This window comes from bacterium, assembly GCA_030647555.1.
In the GTDB taxonomy this organism is placed as follows: domain Bacteria; phylum Patescibacteriota; class Andersenbacteria; order UBA10190; family CAIZMI01; genus CAIZMI01.
Map to the genome: position 1 here is coordinate 23,521 of JAUSJG010000007.1, position 14,717 is coordinate 38,237.

14 protein-coding genes are annotated in these 14,717 nt (G+C 42.3%); all 14 read right to left on the minus strand.

Annotated elements, in window-relative coordinates; translation table 11 throughout:
- Nucleotides 1-15: 15 nt before the first annotated feature.
- Entirely contained in the window at nucleotides 16-1,680 is a 1,665-nt protein-coding gene (recJ, locus tag Q7S57_01315; GenBank protein ID MDO8511884.1) for a single-stranded-DNA-specific exonuclease RecJ, read from the minus strand.
- Entirely contained in the window at nucleotides 1,677-2,738 is a 1,062-nt protein-coding gene (locus Q7S57_01320) for a glycosyltransferase (protein ID MDO8511885.1), read from the minus strand. Before Q7S57_01320 ends, recJ begins: the two co-directional genes overlap by 4 nt.
- A gap of 54 nt (nucleotides 2,739-2,792) precedes the next feature.
- A complete protein-coding gene (eno, locus tag Q7S57_01325; GenBank protein MDO8511886.1) occupies nucleotides 2,793-4,058 on the minus strand; it encodes a phosphopyruvate hydratase in 1,266 nt (421 codons plus the stop codon).
- A gap of 14 nt (nucleotides 4,059-4,072) precedes the next feature.
- Nucleotides 4,073-5,326 (minus strand): phosphoglycerate kinase, encoded by a 1,254-nt coding sequence (locus tag Q7S57_01330; protein MDO8511887.1) that lies wholly within the window; start codon nucleotides 5,324-5,326, stop codon nucleotides 4,073-4,075.
- Entirely contained in the window at nucleotides 5,265-6,269 is a 1,005-nt protein-coding gene (gap, locus tag Q7S57_01335; protein MDO8511888.1) for a type I glyceraldehyde-3-phosphate dehydrogenase, read from the minus strand. Before gap ends, Q7S57_01330 begins: the two co-directional genes overlap by 62 nt.
- A 346-nt stretch (nucleotides 6,270-6,615) precedes the next feature.
- On the minus strand, nucleotides 6,616-7,137 hold the full coding sequence (locus Q7S57_01340; GenBank protein ID MDO8511889.1) for a hypothetical protein: 522 nt from the start codon (nucleotides 7,135-7,137) through the stop codon (nucleotides 6,616-6,618).
- Nucleotides 7,138-7,282: 145 nt separating this feature from the next.
- Entirely contained in the window at nucleotides 7,283-8,311 is a 1,029-nt protein-coding gene (locus tag Q7S57_01345) for a hypothetical protein (protein MDO8511890.1), read from the minus strand.
- Between the two features lie 236 nt (nucleotides 8,312-8,547).
- Complete coding sequence (locus Q7S57_01350) at nucleotides 8,548-8,862, minus strand: hypothetical protein (GenBank protein MDO8511891.1); 315 nt, start codon at nucleotides 8,860-8,862, stop codon at nucleotides 8,548-8,550.
- A gap of 239 nt (nucleotides 8,863-9,101) precedes the next feature.
- Nucleotides 9,102-10,436: a Fic family protein gene (locus tag Q7S57_01355; GenBank protein MDO8511892.1), complete on the minus strand. Its 1,335-nt coding sequence runs from the start codon at nucleotides 10,434-10,436 to the stop codon at nucleotides 9,102-9,104.
- A 339-nt stretch (nucleotides 10,437-10,775) separates the two neighbouring features.
- A complete protein-coding gene (locus Q7S57_01360) occupies nucleotides 10,776-11,303 on the minus strand; it encodes a hypothetical protein (protein ID MDO8511893.1) in 528 nt (175 codons plus the stop codon).
- Between the two features lie 19 nt (nucleotides 11,304-11,322).
- A complete protein-coding gene (locus Q7S57_01365; protein ID MDO8511894.1) occupies nucleotides 11,323-11,823 on the minus strand; it encodes a hypothetical protein in 501 nt (166 codons plus the stop codon).
- 5 nt (nucleotides 11,824-11,828) lie between these two features.
- Nucleotides 11,829-12,746, minus strand: a complete 918-nt coding sequence (locus Q7S57_01370) for a hypothetical protein (protein MDO8511895.1) — start codon at nucleotides 12,744-12,746, stop codon at nucleotides 11,829-11,831.
- Nucleotides 12,747-12,897: 151 nt separating this feature from the next.
- A complete protein-coding gene (locus tag Q7S57_01375; protein ID MDO8511896.1) occupies nucleotides 12,898-13,770 on the minus strand; it encodes a class II fructose-bisphosphate aldolase in 873 nt (290 codons plus the stop codon).
- A 154-nt stretch (nucleotides 13,771-13,924) separates the two neighbouring features.
- On the minus strand, nucleotides 13,925-14,701 hold the full coding sequence (gene tpiA, locus Q7S57_01380; GenBank protein ID MDO8511897.1) for a triose-phosphate isomerase: 777 nt from the start codon (nucleotides 14,699-14,701) through the stop codon (nucleotides 13,925-13,927).
- Between the last annotated feature and the right edge of the window lie 16 nt (nucleotides 14,702-14,717).

A 14,717-nucleotide genomic window follows, 5' to 3' on the forward strand; every position in this document is an offset into this window, starting at 1 on the left:
CGCCACCCTACAACATTAATCTGAGACCCGCATATCAATAAGCATAATATCAACAGTAATGTTCCCTCTAAACTCATTTATTTTCAGCTCACACAAAACATCAGTCATTTGACCGATAGATAAACCAACCTCTTTCTTCCAATTAAAAGCTACCCCCGCCAATATGCCATTACTGAAATCAGGATGGTAAAAAACAAATCTTTTATGTTCTTTAGCTGAACCAATATCTCGCATTTCCCTAATTTCCAAATTCCTGATCATAAATATCGGTTTACTATTTCCTTCTCCGTGTGGTTCAAGACATTTTAAGGCCTGAACAAAATCCAAATCAATTATTGATGTTCCAATCTCGAGGTCGTATGAAATTACTTTATTTTCATTTGTTATGCCAAATTTTAATTCATTAAAATACTGTGAGAGCAACACTAAGTTCTTAGTCAAAAATGAAAAACCGCCAGCCGTAAAATGTCCGCCATATTTTGTGAGAATTTTTTTTGTTCCCGAAAGAATTTCCATAATATCGACTAATCCATCACCACGAATAGAGCCCGTACTTATTTCTTCACCGACATTTACAACTGCGGCTGGACGACCATATTCATCAGCCAGTTTTCCCGCAAGTATACCTAAAATACCAATTGGCCAATTACCTGCCACAAAAATGACACTCGAAAGATCTATGACATGGTTTAATTTTTCCTTAATTTCTTCTATTGCGTCAGAAGTAATCGCTCGCCGACTGTTGTTTAAAGCATCTAATTCTAAAGTTAATTTTTCTGCCTCAAGATGATCTTTCGTTCTAATTAGAGTATAAGCAAGATCAGCATGTTGCATTCTTCCGGCCGCATTTAGACGGGGAATAATTTTGAAAGCCAAAGCTTCGGCATCTAAATTATTCTTATAAATTCCTGAACGTGCCATTAACGCAATCAAGCCCAAACGTTTTGTTACAGCAAGTACTTTAAGACCAAATTTCACAATATGACGATTTTCCCCGTTCATGGGTACTCGGTCTGCAATTGTTCCTAAAGCGGCCAGATCCAGCAACCATTTCGCCTCATCTTCTCGATCAAAATGCGCCAGTAAGCTACGCGCAAATTTAAAAGCCAACCCCGCCGCACACAGATCAGGAAATGGGTATTTACTATCGGTACGGTGTGGATTAACAACTAAGGCATTTGGTAAAATTTCCGAAATAACATGGTGATCAATTACAACAACATCCACACCTCGCTTAACAGCCAAATTGATTGCTTGATGAGCAGAAGACCCATTATCGATCGTGACCAATAAATCCGCCACTTTTGCAATCTTCTCCACGGCCGTAATATTTAATCCATAACCATCATACTCGCGATGTGGAAGAAACGCTTCGACACTAACCCCGATTTTTTCAAATGATTCAGCAAGAATCGCCGTTGATGTAACACCATCAACGTCATAATCGCCGTAAATTGCAACTCGCTCCTTTTCTTCTTTTGCACGAATTATTCGCTCAATACTCCGGCGAAAATCAGGAATATCGTTCGCTTCAAAAAAAGCGCCTTCATAAGGAGGAGAAAGAATTTCCCCATTTAATGTCGACAAGCCACGATTACTAGCCAAAATACTCAAAATGTCTTCTGTGGTACAACTTTTATCTGTGGGTACAAGACACTCCCACCCTCGTTTATTTATCATTCTCCCCACCTTTTCTTTTCCCACCTCAACATATTATGAAATAACTTTCCAAATACAGACTCTATAAAAATTATGCGAATTTTATTAAATATTGATTTTGGAATCACTGTATATAAAATTGTATGCGTTCGAAAATAAATCCGATACGCAAATTGATACCTGCATTTCCTAAATATAATATTACCATATGTCAACACAAACCACAACGCCTTTAGATTGTTCCCTTCATATTTTAGTATTTCAACCCGCAGTTTATTTTTTGATTGTTCCAACCTTGCAAGAACCAGCGAAACCTCTTTATTCAATAATTTCGCGTGTTTTTCAATCTCACCCTGAAGTTTTACCGCAAAAAATAAATCCCTTTTAGTCGACTCTATTGACGCTGGATTATTTCCAACAGTATTGGTGCCATGAATTCTGTAGAAGTGCAAATATTTTGTAACATATGCCATTTTTCTAAAATACAAGGGTAATATATTCCACAATACAAAATCGGGGAAAACAACTTCTTCCGGGAGTCTACCGATTTGTTTTATGCATGAATTTCTCACTGAAATACCGCTGGTTGGTGGACAAAAAGGGGTTCTACCGGCTAAATACTCTCGCAAGTGGTGTTCGGCCAAACATTCTTGATCTCCCTTAAATTCACCCGGTCGATGTTCTATTACACATCTATTTTCATCAACAACTTTATAATAATTATATATGACATCAATAGTTTTATCACTTTCGAACGTATTAAATATTTCGCGCAATTTTTGTTTATCCCAATAATCATCGGAGTCCAAAAAACATACATACTCCCCATTAACATATTCAAGCGCTGTATTAATTGCGGAAGTATGACCGCCATTTTTTCGAAATATATATTTAATTCTTCCGGCATATTTTTCATTCAATATCTTGGCCGTCCGATCTTTCGACCCATCGTCAACAACGACTATTTCGACACTCGAGGCTGGAAAATCTTGGTTAAAAACACTATCGATTGCTTGCTCGATAAATCGCTCGGCATTATAGGCACAAATAACCACCGAAATTTTAATTTCTTTTTCCATAAATATCATTCAAAACCGACTCCCCGACATAAAACAGCAAGGTAACCGGAAATTTTAGGAACGTGATGAAAGTTCTCTTTCAATGACAAGCAATCGATTGTATTTTTCCACGCGCTCACTTCTGGACAGACTGCCGGTCTTGATTTGACCAGCGTTGGTGCCCACTGCCAAATCGGCGATAAATGTATCCGCTGTTTCACCCGAACGATGAGAAATTATCACGCCGTAATTATTTTTTTGCGCAAGCGTTATTGCGGACAGCGTTTCCGACAACGTGCCGATTTGATTAACCTTAATCAAAATCGCGTTCGCTGCTTTGGTGTCAATACCTTTTTGCAGTCGTTCAATGTTGGTTACAAAAAAGTCATCACCAACAATTTGCAAACCTCCTCCTAATTTTTCTGTCACCTGCGTCCAACCCTGCCAATCATCTTGGTTTAAGGGATCTTCAATCGAAGAAATCGGAAACTTTTTCGCCCACTCACTGTAAAGTGAAATAAGACGTTCGCGTGATAGCTTTACCGCCGGCGCATTTAAAACATAGGCATCTTCCGATTCACTGTAGAACTCGCTTGCGGCAACATCCAAACCAAATTTAATATCGGAATTAAGTTTATAACCGCCCTGTGCTACGGCTTCCGCTAAAACTTCTAGCGCCTCATCGTTGCGTTGCAATTTTGGAGCATAACCACCCTCGTCACCGACCGCCGTCGAATAACCTTTCTTTTTTAAAATACTTGCCAACGCATGAAAAATTTCCACGCCAACACGCAATTTCTGATTAAATTCCTTCGCTTGCGGAATAATCATAAACTCCTGTACATCCAATCCCGAATCGGCGTGCGCCCCGCCATTGATCACGTTCATCATCGGCGTCGGCAAAACAAAGTTTTTTGCTTTCAAGCCGGAAATACCGCGCAAGTAAACATACAATGGCACGTCTTGAAACTGCGCGACAGCGCGCGCCACGGCCAAAGATACACCAAGAATCGCATTCGCCCCCAGGCGTTCCTTGTTTCTTGTTCCGTCAGCATCAATCATTCTTTTATCCAATCTTTTTTGATCCCCTGCGTCTTCACCTGCAAGCAACTCGGAAATTTCTCCATTAATATTTTCTACCGCCCTCAAGACACCCTTGCCACCGTAGCGTTTTTTATCTCCGTCACGCAATTCGTGCGCTTCATGGATCCCCGTTGAGGCACCGGACGGTACGGAAGCTTCGCCAATCGTTCCATCATCCAAAACAACGGTTGCCCTAACTGTCGGATTACCACGTGAGTCTAAAATTTCTTGAGCGTAAATATTTTTTATTGTTGACATGAATTTTAAATATATTAAGAACGAAGTGCTTCGATGACCGGCATTTTATCTCCCTCTAGAAGTGCGATCATCGCCCCGCCACCGGTGGAAATATGCTGAAAACCGTCAATCAAATTCATCTTATAAAGAGCAATCACCGTATCACCACCCCCAACGACGGCATAAACATGTGCCGCGTGCATCGCCTTGGCTAATTCCCTCGTTCCTTCCATAAAGTCCGACAGTTCCGTCTTCCCCATCGGACCGTTCCAAACACAAGTACCGGCGCCATCGATAACTTTCGCGTAATCCTTACTTGTTTCCGGACCAATGTCGTAAATCGCGTCTTCCGACGTTACTTTTCCGCTTTCCAAAACCAACACTTTTTCTTCACCTGTTTTTGCGTCCGTTCGTAACACACGCACATCTTTCGGAATGTGAATTTTACCATCGTATTGTTTCAATAAATCTTTCACAAAACTAAGCATTCCCGGTTCAGAAATTGAATTTCCGATCTGTGAACCTTGCGCTTGAATAAACATATTGGCCACTCCTCCACCGGTGATTAACTGATCAACTTGTGGTAACAAATTTTTTAATAATGCCGCTTTTGTTTCAATTTTTGCGCCACTGATCGCCGCCACTATCGGTTTTTTGGGATTGCTCATTGCCTTTTCAAGTACCGTCACTTCATTGGTGAAATGTAATCCCGCATAACTGGGTAAAAACTGGGTAATCCCCAACACCGATGCGTGCGAGCGATGAGAATTGGCAAACGATTCGTTCACGTAAATATCGCCCAATACGGCCAATTCTTTGGCAAAACCGACATCATTTGCTTCCTCGCGTTTATCAAAACGCAAATTCTCCAAAAAAATTATCTCGCCGTCTTGCAACGCGCCTACTGCTTCCGTTACTTCCGCGCCAACAATTCCATTCATCACCTTAATTGGCACGCCCAAATGTTCCGCTAATTTTTGCGCGATAATTTTGACCGACAATTTTTCATCCACTTTTCCACACGGACGACCCAAATGCGTCATCAAAATAACACGCGCGCCACGACTGATTATATCCTTTATCGTATCCGCACAACTAAAAAGACGCACCTCACCACCCGGTTCCACTTCCCCATCTTCAATGGCGACATCCCCATCAATGCGCACCAGGATGCGCTTTCCTTTTACATCAACATTTTCGTTAATTGTTCTCAAACTCGGCACTGTATTAGTTTCGATTACCAATTGCGATCGCCTGCTCAACCAAACGATTGGTGTAACCCCACTCATTGTCATACCAAGCAACAACTTTAATTAAATTACCGGCAACCACATTGGTCAAAGCCAAATCAACAATCGCCGAATGCGGATCACCGATAAAATCACTCGAGACGGCCGGTTCATCGGTCACTGCGACAATTCCCGCATATCTTTCGCTTTCAGAAGCCTTTTTTAACACCTCATTTATTTCTTCCTTAGTAGTATCCCGTTTTATTAAAATACAATAATCCGCGATAGAAACTGTTGGCACCGGAACACGCATCGAAAGTCCGTCGAATTTACCAGTTAATGATGGCATCGCTTGCGCGGTCGCTTTTGCCGCACCGGTTGTCGCGGGAACGATGTTATAACCGGCCGCGCGCGCACGTCTTAAATCTTTACTTGGCCCATCGACCAAATTTTGTGTTGAAGTCATCGCATGCACCGTGGTCATCATCGCTTTTTCAATTCCAAAATTTTCTTCGATAATTTGCGCCAATGGTGTAATACAATTTGTGGTGCATGAACCGTTGGAGATAATTTTTTGATCAACCAACTTTTCTTCATTCACTCCCAAGAGAATAGTGTCCACACCTTCACCATCCGCGGGAGCAGATATAATCACGTGCTTAGCACCCGCCGTAATATGTGCTTGCGCTTTTTCACCTGTCGTAAAAAAACCGGTGCATTCTAATACCACATCAACACCCAATTTCGCCCAAGGCAAGTTTTTCGGGTCTTTTTCCGCCGTCACAGGAATCGCTTTGCCGTCAACAATCAAATTTGTTTCATCAAACGAAACCGGTCGGCCATAGCGACCATAGATCGTATCGTGCGACAACAAATGCGCCAGCGTTTTTGTGTCGGTTAAGTCGTTAATCGCCACCACTTCCAAGTTCTCTTTTTCGAGCGCGATTTTCAAAGCCGCGCGCCCAATTCGACCAAAACCATTAATTGCAATTTTTGTAGTCATGTCTAAATTATAGCAGGACGTATGTAATGTGTCAGGCGTCGTGATTGTAACCGCTCACAGGTCAAGGAAAAGACACGCCAATCACCTCCGAAGTGGAGCACGCTTGCTCTTCTTCGGAGGTGGTACCGGTTAGCGTTACGCGAACCTAAACCACATCGCAGGAGGTGCTGAAGCACCACCTCCGATGTGGCCGCTACGGCTATTTCCTCAACCTGTGAGGCCTCCCTTTCAGCGCCCCATATAACCTTGTGTGACGTGGGGATTCAAGGGCGGGGCGGGGATGAGTTCCGTCATCCTCACCGCAACACCACACCAAGCAATCGTTGTTTCAAAACCAACAGAACACTCACCTTTCCAAATTAATCTCTTCCACTATATTCAGTACGGAATCTCGCATTTCTTTCGCTTTGGCAAGCGCTTGTAACATCTCTTCTTCCTCGTCTTTTTCGAAACCCGCAGTTTTTCCGGCTTCATAAGCTTTCTGCAAGTTTGTTACAATCGACTCGGCCGACTTTTTCATTCCAACAGCGATCAATTCCGGCGTAATCGGTTCCCGTTTTAGTTCTTTTAGAAAATCACCGGTTCCACAAGCAAAACACTCCGCTTCGTCTTCCTGGTCATCGCTAGTCATCACCGTCTCACCGCAACCCTCGCACCGATAAGTAATAATCGTTTCCGGCATTTTAGTATTTTTCGCGTTCTCCGCGTTTTGTTCCGCGAAAACGTCCAAAAGTTCTTTTTCGCTCAACTCATATCCGCGCTTATCCGCCATCGCCATCGCGCGACAAATCGCGCAGTCATCACACTCCGCGAGCCCATCGTGTTGAATTTCATCAGCTGAATTATTGTTGATAATGTTTTTTGTCATAACCATATTTTATCACCAACAAAAAATATGGCAAAGACCGATCTCGCCTTAAAGAGATACCACGTCATCATTTTAATCTATAAACAAACTAACACTAAATTCTGTAAACGGTTCTATGTTTTATTTTTTTTCGATGATAATAACTTTACCTCCACCCTTGCTCTACTGCCCGCATCCCTACTTGCTCTTGCGGGACATTGATTGGCCCTTGCGGGGTTTGTTGGGCCATCATTACTTGCTGACGGCGAAATTCCATTGTGATTGTGTATTTTTTCGGCAACACCGCGCTTTCAATCACGGCGATGGTGTAAGTTTTTTTGTTTTGGCTATTGTTGGCACCCAACTCGTTTTCCGGATTCCAAACAGTATTTTGCAATTCCATTTCTTTTGCGTATTCCGCGTACAAATCCGACATCCACTGCGAAAGTTCCGCGTCGGCTTCCACGACGGACTTCACGCCCAGTTCTTCCTTGGCTTCCTTTCGGCCAACAAAATAAGTGTGCGAATATAAATCTTCGGTAAAATACTTCACGACTTTATCGATTTCGTCATCGCTCATTTTATTTTTATGACTCTTGAGCAGACGCTTGGCAATCAACCGGATTAAATTATGCGTGCGATTGACGTTACCGAGCGAAAGCGGATGAATTTGCGGGTTGGCTTCCACAAATTTATTGAAAATTTTTGTCAGGTCTTCGTCGTTTTTAATGCCAAATTTTGTTTTTGCCAAATCAAAATAAGCAATCACGTCTTCAACGGAAATGGGAATCCTGTTTTGCGGATTTACCGGATCGATTGGGTTAAAAACATTGGCCGTTGATGGGTCAATCGGCGAAATTTCCGAGAGATCGCTCATCACAATCTCGTCCGCTCCCAAAGCAATCATTGTTCCCGCGCTGTGCGCTTTATAAGGAATTATGACGGAATAAACATCGCAATACTCGCGAATCATCGAAACCAGGCGCCACGGAACCATTGTGTCCCCGCCGGCGGTGTAAAGAAACAAGTCAATTTTGGCGGTTTTACCGATTTTGCGAAGCTGTTCGCTCATAATCGGGATAATATCCATCGCCACGCGGGCGTTCACAGGGCCTTGTCTATCGCTTGTGACGTAGGTGATGACTTTCGAACCCCTTTTTGCCTCAATTTTTTGTAGAATTTGATTACGTTCCATAAATTGAATGTACGCCCGAAACATCAAAAAATCAACGCAGACTGGGTGTAACTGCTCACTGGTAGAAAATTTTTCGTAGCGATCACGTCGGAGGTGGTGCACGTTTGCACTTCCTCCGACGTGGATTACGGTTTGCGTTGACGTAAACCTTCTACCACTCCCGAAGAAGTGCCTCGGCACCACTTCGGGAGTGAGCGCGACGCGGACCCTTTACGACGATACGACCACTCTTTCTCCTATTTTTGAATAATTATTTTACTAAGCAAACTTGGTGCTACACGCCAATTATGACCGTCTTCGGTAAAGATACCGGCCGTTCTTTGATTTAGTCGCACAATAACGCCGACAATCGTTCCATTTGCATGCTCAAAAGAAACCTTGTCGCCAATATGAAAATTAACCAAGCACCTTTGCGCTTCTTCCGTGTGGCGTTCTTTTATTTTTTCGTAAACTCGACGATTAAAAAATTGAAGTTCCTCATAAGAAAGCATATCCAAAAAACCGTCGATTTTCGAAATTATTTCCGGCCTTGGCAGTTGCTTATTGTTCATCTGTCTTTCTGCGCTATGGGGACTGACGTAAATAACCTGTTCATATTCTGTTCAAGTACGCTTAAGAATACGGTTACTACGATTGAATAAAATCTTGAGGCGTACTGTAAGTACGGTGAGAGATTTTGTGATTGAGTAGTAATTGTAGCCTGCCACCCTGTAGCTCCATCGGAGCGGAGGGTGGTCAGAGATGTAGTGGACATAAGATGGAGTGTTTATTTATTACCAAGCCCTTAATCTCAATCAAACAATCCTGCTACTTTTTCCGTAGCATAAAAATAAACGGTCCTACCGACTTTCTTAACGGTCAAAAATTTTTGTTTTTCAAGACTGCGCAAATCTTTAATCGCGGTAACTCTGGATGTTTCATAAACTTTCATATGCGTCACCACGGAAGTTGTAACATCTTTATTCTTATAATAATAACGCAAAAGCTGAATTTGCCGATCGTTTAATTGATATTTATCCCGCGCAATTTTTGCCATCCGCGTATTCTCTTTCCATTTTCGCGCCGCATATTCTTCAAACTCGTGCATCGCCTGGTTTATTTTACTGATATTGTATTCAATAAAATAAGTGAGATCGTTATCGTCTTGTTCGGAATAAATATAGGCGTCGCGATATTGCGCTGGTGAATTTTTTATCACTTTCGAAAGAGGAAGATAACCAAACGCCCAATACTTTTCGCGCAATAAATACCAGTAGAAAAGCGCGCGCGCCATTCTGCCGTTACCGTCAACAAAAGGGTGCAAATATCCAATCCAAAAATGAATGATGATCGCTTTTATCACGGGATGCGTAAAGCCACTATCCAATAAATCACCATTGGCGTACGCGATAAATCTTTTAATTTCCTGCTTAACAAAAACCTCTTTGGGAGGGATATGATAAGTTTCATTCTTTGAACCATCGTCGCCGACAATAATTTCATCCTCATCTTTGCGGTAGCGAGCAATATCCGATTCAGCTAGCGTATCCTTTGTAAGCGTTCTGTGAAGAGATAATAAAAGTTCCTCATTCAGCTTTTTATCCTTTAATTCAGTTTCGATAAGTCGCATTGCCTGATAATTATTTACGATCATTTGTTCGTCTTTATTTTTTGGCTTTCTTCCCTCAAGCAAAATTTGCTTGGCGGCTTTACGACTGGTATGCGCTCCTTCAAGTTGCGATGACGCAATTGCTTCCTCCATTACACCACGACTCAAGAGACGGTGTTGCAAATCGTCATTAATCTGATTTCCCGGAAGAAACAAATTACCGCCCAATTTCATATCGATTTCATGAAGAAATTGTTCAAATTTTGGAAGATAAGAAGTCCAAGAAAATAAAGGACCCGCCTCCGCTTTTATCACACTATTTCGCCTGTCGATAACTTTGTTTCGTATTACTTTTATTACCGCCCACAGTTCCAAGTTGGCAACACCCTCCGTTGTCCAATGTTTAACCTTCTCCCAATGAACATAGGGAGAAAATGATTTTTGGATTAATGCCTGCACTTTTTCATTCTGAAAAAGCTCCGCAATCTTTTGGTTGGATACACCGGAAATATCCGGTTTTTCTATTTTTTTGAGCATAAATTACTAAATAATGACTAATCCTATACCATCTTGAGTGTTTTACTGATGTGTATAGTCTATACACATTGTATACACATTGTATACACATTGTAAATAGCCACAAATGTAGCTCCTCACCGGTTTGAAAGTTCGTCTTTGCGAGCCCTTTCAAGGGCGAAGCAATCTCAGTGCATTTTGTTTCTCGCGGGAGATTGCTTCGGCATTGAAATGCCTCGCAAAGACGGCGTTTTTCGAATTACTTTCAGACGGGTGAGGAATTACCCACAATTTACTCCCACGATTGGCAAATTACCGCTTACAATACAGCAATTTTACCAGAATTCCACATTAACCCAATTATACCACTCTCCACCGCACTGTGAACATTGGAGTGATATTTGTTTTTTGCTGAAGTTGCGCTTCTACTCTTTCCAATAGACCTTCTTTTTTCACATCCACTTCGTCCTGCGCCTTGTAGAGCCTTTGGCGCATTTCGTTACGCTTTTTTTCCAAGTCTTTAATCGCGCGCTGTTCTTTCACTTTTTCCGCCAAATTCAGGATTTTTTTGGCGTTTGTTTTCATCGTCTTAATATCAATGTCCGTTCGCTTGAGTTCTATCTCTAAACTCTTTTTTACGTCTTCCGCCCACTTATCAAGTTTATCCACTTCGTCCTCAAAAAATGCACTGTTTCTTTCAAAAATACCCGAGGTCAGCGTGGCAATTTTTTCTTGTTCTTTTTGCCGTAACTCTTCATTATCAATATCCATGTTTTTTTGAATTATCTCCGCGTCAAGCGTAGATAATTTTTCTAAACTATCCGATGGACTCTTCTTTGTCAGCTCGTAAGCAAAGTATTTTGCGTGATAGGCGGTAATTTTAGACATAGTTTAACTGACAATTATATTATTTTTTATTTTCTTCTTTTTTGTGTTCGCGGATCATTTGTTCCTGCTCTTTGTCGGTTATTGGACAATCTTCACAGCGATACGTACCCAAAAAAGACATATATCCGCCCTCGGACAAAATAATAAGCTTCTTGCATTTACCACAATAAGTCGGTTCAAACTTGGGCGGATTTTCCAATTTTTCAAAATTATATTTGTTCGTGCCGTACCAAACATACATTTCCAGATTGTGTGCAAAACCTTCTAAACATTTTTTACACGTTTTCCAGTCTCCCGCATGTTCTTCTGTGTGATGATAACCACAGAGTGTATACTTACGATGGTTGCGAGAACAAATATCGCGCGAATATGAAAAGAGCTCATAATCACTTTCGTTGCCACAAATCCAGTTACCGCAACATTCGGTTTGAAATCGCTTTTTGCGCGAATTGCCACACAACCCGCACGGCGGGACAATCTGGCGAGTTTTGGTAATTTTCTTAACCGGTTTTTTAGACATCTATTTTACAATCCAATTGTTTTTTGACGTTCTAACGCCGGTTTTTCTTCCGACGTTGATGATACCGCGCCGTGTCTAATTACCGTCACCGCCAATTCTTGCGCTTGAGCTGATGCCTGTTTGAGATCTTGCTGAAGTTTAGTGATTATTCCTTCCTGTTCGACTGATTTTTCCTGCAGGTGTTGAATTTTTAAATCTTGAATCGCTTTCGCGGAATCCCATTCCTTTCTTGCTGTGTTCATTATCGCGCCCTGTTCATTGCGCACGATAAAACCAACGGCTTTTTCTTTTTCTGCCAACTGTTTTTCCAGGTTTTTCGGAAATTCTTCGGCTTGTTTTTGCAGAGTCACCAATTCCGTTTCGCGGGTTTTAAGCGCTACTTCTCGCTCCGCCAAACTTTTTTCTTTTTGCGTTAGCTCTTCGGAAACCTGCGTGTCCGTCCGCTTTTGTTTCAGTTTCGTGGCATACTCAAATTCTTCCTGTTCGCGCGTCCAATCGCGCTTTTGATTTTGTATTTCCGTTTCCAGCGCCAGTTTCTTTTGCGCGATGTCCGCTTCCAGTTCGTGCTTTTTCTTTTCCGCTTCTTCGATTATTTTCTTCAACGCGTCCGCGCCCACCTGCACATTATATTGCGTTTCCAAAACGGCGCGTGAAACTTCAATCGCCTTTTGCATTTCGGACAACCGTTGGGCTTCCGCCAACAACTTTTTCTCCAAATCGACAATCGTCGTTTCAATGCCGGTTTTCAATTCTCCAACAGACTTGGAAATTTGTTCAGTTGTTTGTTCTTTGGTTTTGCCCAATACTTCTTGATTTTTCGGGTCGTAAGCGACATTGGCCAACATTTGCAGTTCATCGTAGCGCTGTTTCAGTGATTCGTATTCCTCCATTATTTCCGCTTTTTTCATTTTTTCGATAGGCATAATTTTCACGAGAAGGATTAGTACTGTGAGCTTATAACTGGACTTTGCGGTTGTCCAGACTAACAGCACTAACCAACACCACTCCCGAAGAAGTGCCTCGGAACCACTTCGGGAGTGAACACGACGATGAAATCACTCAGTCAATTCTTGTTTACGCTTTTCCAGCACTGCCCAATAGTTGCACTTTTGACGCTACTACTACTTGGACGGCCTTACGGACTGGTGTAAGTATTTTGCGAGGATCGACCGATACAATTTTTGTTTTTTCTTCATCATTCATTCCTTTTTCAATAGAATCATGAAAAGCCTCACGCAACTCTGTGTCTATATTTACTTTCGCGATACCCATTTTTACTGCTTGAGTAATTTCCATTGGAGGTAACCCAGATGCGCCGTGGAGGACCAGTGGTACTTTCACGACCTTATGAATTTCTCGCAATCGTTCGAAGCGAATTTTTTCTTCGCCGCGAAACGCGCCATGAATTGTACCAACCGACACGGCCAATGCATCTACGCCTGTTGCAACAACGAAATTAACAGCTTCCGTTGGATCAGTAAGCATCGATTCATCCATTTTTATATCGGAAGCGACCATTCCTTCTTTACCTTGAATTGCGCCAATTTCTCCTTCCACCCAGACGTCATTTTGATGTGCTAATTCTACGACTTTTTTTGTTAAAGCAACATTTTCGTCGAATGATAATTTGGAACCATCGATCATCACTGACTTATAGCCGACGTGAATACATTTTTGAACAATTTCGAACGAACGACCATGGTCGAGATGAATAAATATTGGAACAGAAACTGATTTTGCGACATCACTAATAATGTCGCGCAATGTTTCTAATCCGGCGTATTCAATCGCGCTTTCAGAGGTTTGAATAATTCCCGGGGAGTTTTTTTCCTGCAGACCCCAAGCAATTGCTTGGGTCATTTCCAAATTTGATGTATTAAACGCCCCGAGTGCCCAACCTTCACGGAAGGCTTGTTCATATAAGGAATGTGGGTTTTTGATGAGCATGGTATATAAAATATTATTTTTGAGATTGCTTCCACCCTTCGCCTCTTGGCTACGGAGTGGCAGGCGGCGCTGAAGTGCCTCGCAAAGACGGACGCTTACTCTTACTCACTAAAACCCACCCCCGCCCTCCTTTAACAAAGGAGGGAATCGCCGACTACGCTAAACTCGCGACCTCGCGGATTATGGCTACTAACTCGGCTGGTTTAGTGGACGCGCCACCAACTAACGCTCCATCTACACCCGGTTCGGACACAAACTTCTTTACCGTTTTCGCGGTTACGCTACCACCGTATAAAACGCGCATCTTGTCCATATATTTATTGCCACCCGCTTCGGAAATTATTTTGCGAATAAGATTAATAATTTCTGCCACTTCTTGTGCTTCGGGTTGCGGTGCTTCCAGTCCCGGCCCCGCACTGATTGCCCAAACCGGTTCGTAGGCAAAGGTGATCCGCGGAAAATCCAGCAGTGAAATATCAGCCAACACCCTTCTAACTTGTTCCCGAATTTTTTCGATCGTTTTCTCTGCTTCATGTTCTTCAAAAGATTCCCCGACGCAAATAATCGGATGAATACCATTTTTAAGCGCCAGTTTAGTTTTTAGGGCAACAATTTCGTCTGTATCACCGTGGTATTTTCGTCTTTCGGAATGACCAACAATACAGTGACGAACATAGTCTTTTACCTCACTAACTGACACATCGCCCGTATATGCACCGGACTCCATGAAATGAATGTCTTGGGCTGCAATCTCCACCGTGCTTCCGTTACAAATTTCTTTTATCGCGGACAAAAGAGGATAGGAAGGGCTGATAATAACGTCCACTGGTTCATCGCGTAATATTTTTACTAAGCTCTGTGCGGCGGCGATGGACGCTTTCGCGTCTAAATACATTTTCCAGTTTGCGACTATTAGGGGTTTGCGTTGCATGTTGTTTGTTAAAACT

What these genes read in the sequence shown, in the direction of transcription:
- recJ (MDO8511884.1), bottom strand. Translation starts at nt 1,680, where the DNA reads ATGATAAATAAACGAGGGTGGGAGTGTCTTGTACCCACAGATAAAAGT.
- Q7S57_01320 (MDO8511885.1), bottom strand. Translation starts at nt 2,738, where the DNA reads ATGGAAAAAGAAATTAAAATTTCGGTGGTTATTTGTGCCTATAATGCC.
- eno (MDO8511886.1), bottom strand. Translation starts at nt 4,058, where the DNA reads ATGTCAACAATAAAAAATATTTACGCTCAAGAAATTTTAGACTCACGT.
- Q7S57_01330 (MDO8511887.1), bottom strand. Translation starts at nt 5,326, where the DNA reads ATGAGTGGGGTTACACCAATCGTTTGGTTGAGCAGGCGATCGCAATTG.
- gap (MDO8511888.1), bottom strand. Translation starts at nt 6,269, where the DNA reads ATGACTACAAAAATTGCAATTAATGGTTTTGGTCGAATTGGGCGCGCG.
- Q7S57_01340 (MDO8511889.1), bottom strand. Translation starts at nt 7,137, where the DNA reads ATGACAAAAAACATTATCAACAATAATTCAGCTGATGAAATTCAACAC.
- Q7S57_01345 (MDO8511890.1), bottom strand. Translation starts at nt 8,311, where the DNA reads ATGGAACGTAATCAAATTCTACAAAAAATTGAGGCAAAAAGGGGTTCG.
- Q7S57_01350 (MDO8511891.1), bottom strand. Translation starts at nt 8,862, where the DNA reads ATGAACAATAAGCAACTGCCAAGGCCGGAAATAATTTCGAAAATCGAC.
- Q7S57_01355 (MDO8511892.1), bottom strand. Translation starts at nt 10,436, where the DNA reads ATGCTCAAAAAAATAGAAAAACCGGATATTTCCGGTGTATCCAACCAA.
- Q7S57_01360 (MDO8511893.1), bottom strand. Translation starts at nt 11,303, where the DNA reads ATGTCTAAAATTACCGCCTATCACGCAAAATACTTTGCTTACGAGCTG.
- Q7S57_01365 (MDO8511894.1), bottom strand. Translation starts at nt 11,823, where the DNA reads ATGTCTAAAAAACCGGTTAAGAAAATTACCAAAACTCGCCAGATTGTC.
- Q7S57_01370 (MDO8511895.1), bottom strand. Translation starts at nt 12,746, where the DNA reads ATGCCTATCGAAAAAATGAAAAAAGCGGAAATAATGGAGGAATACGAA.
- Q7S57_01375 (MDO8511896.1), bottom strand. Translation starts at nt 13,770, where the DNA reads ATGCTCATCAAAAACCCACATTCCTTATATGAACAAGCCTTCCGTGAA.
- tpiA (MDO8511897.1), bottom strand. Translation starts at nt 14,701, where the DNA reads ATGCAACGCAAACCCCTAATAGTCGCAAACTGGAAAATGTATTTAGAC.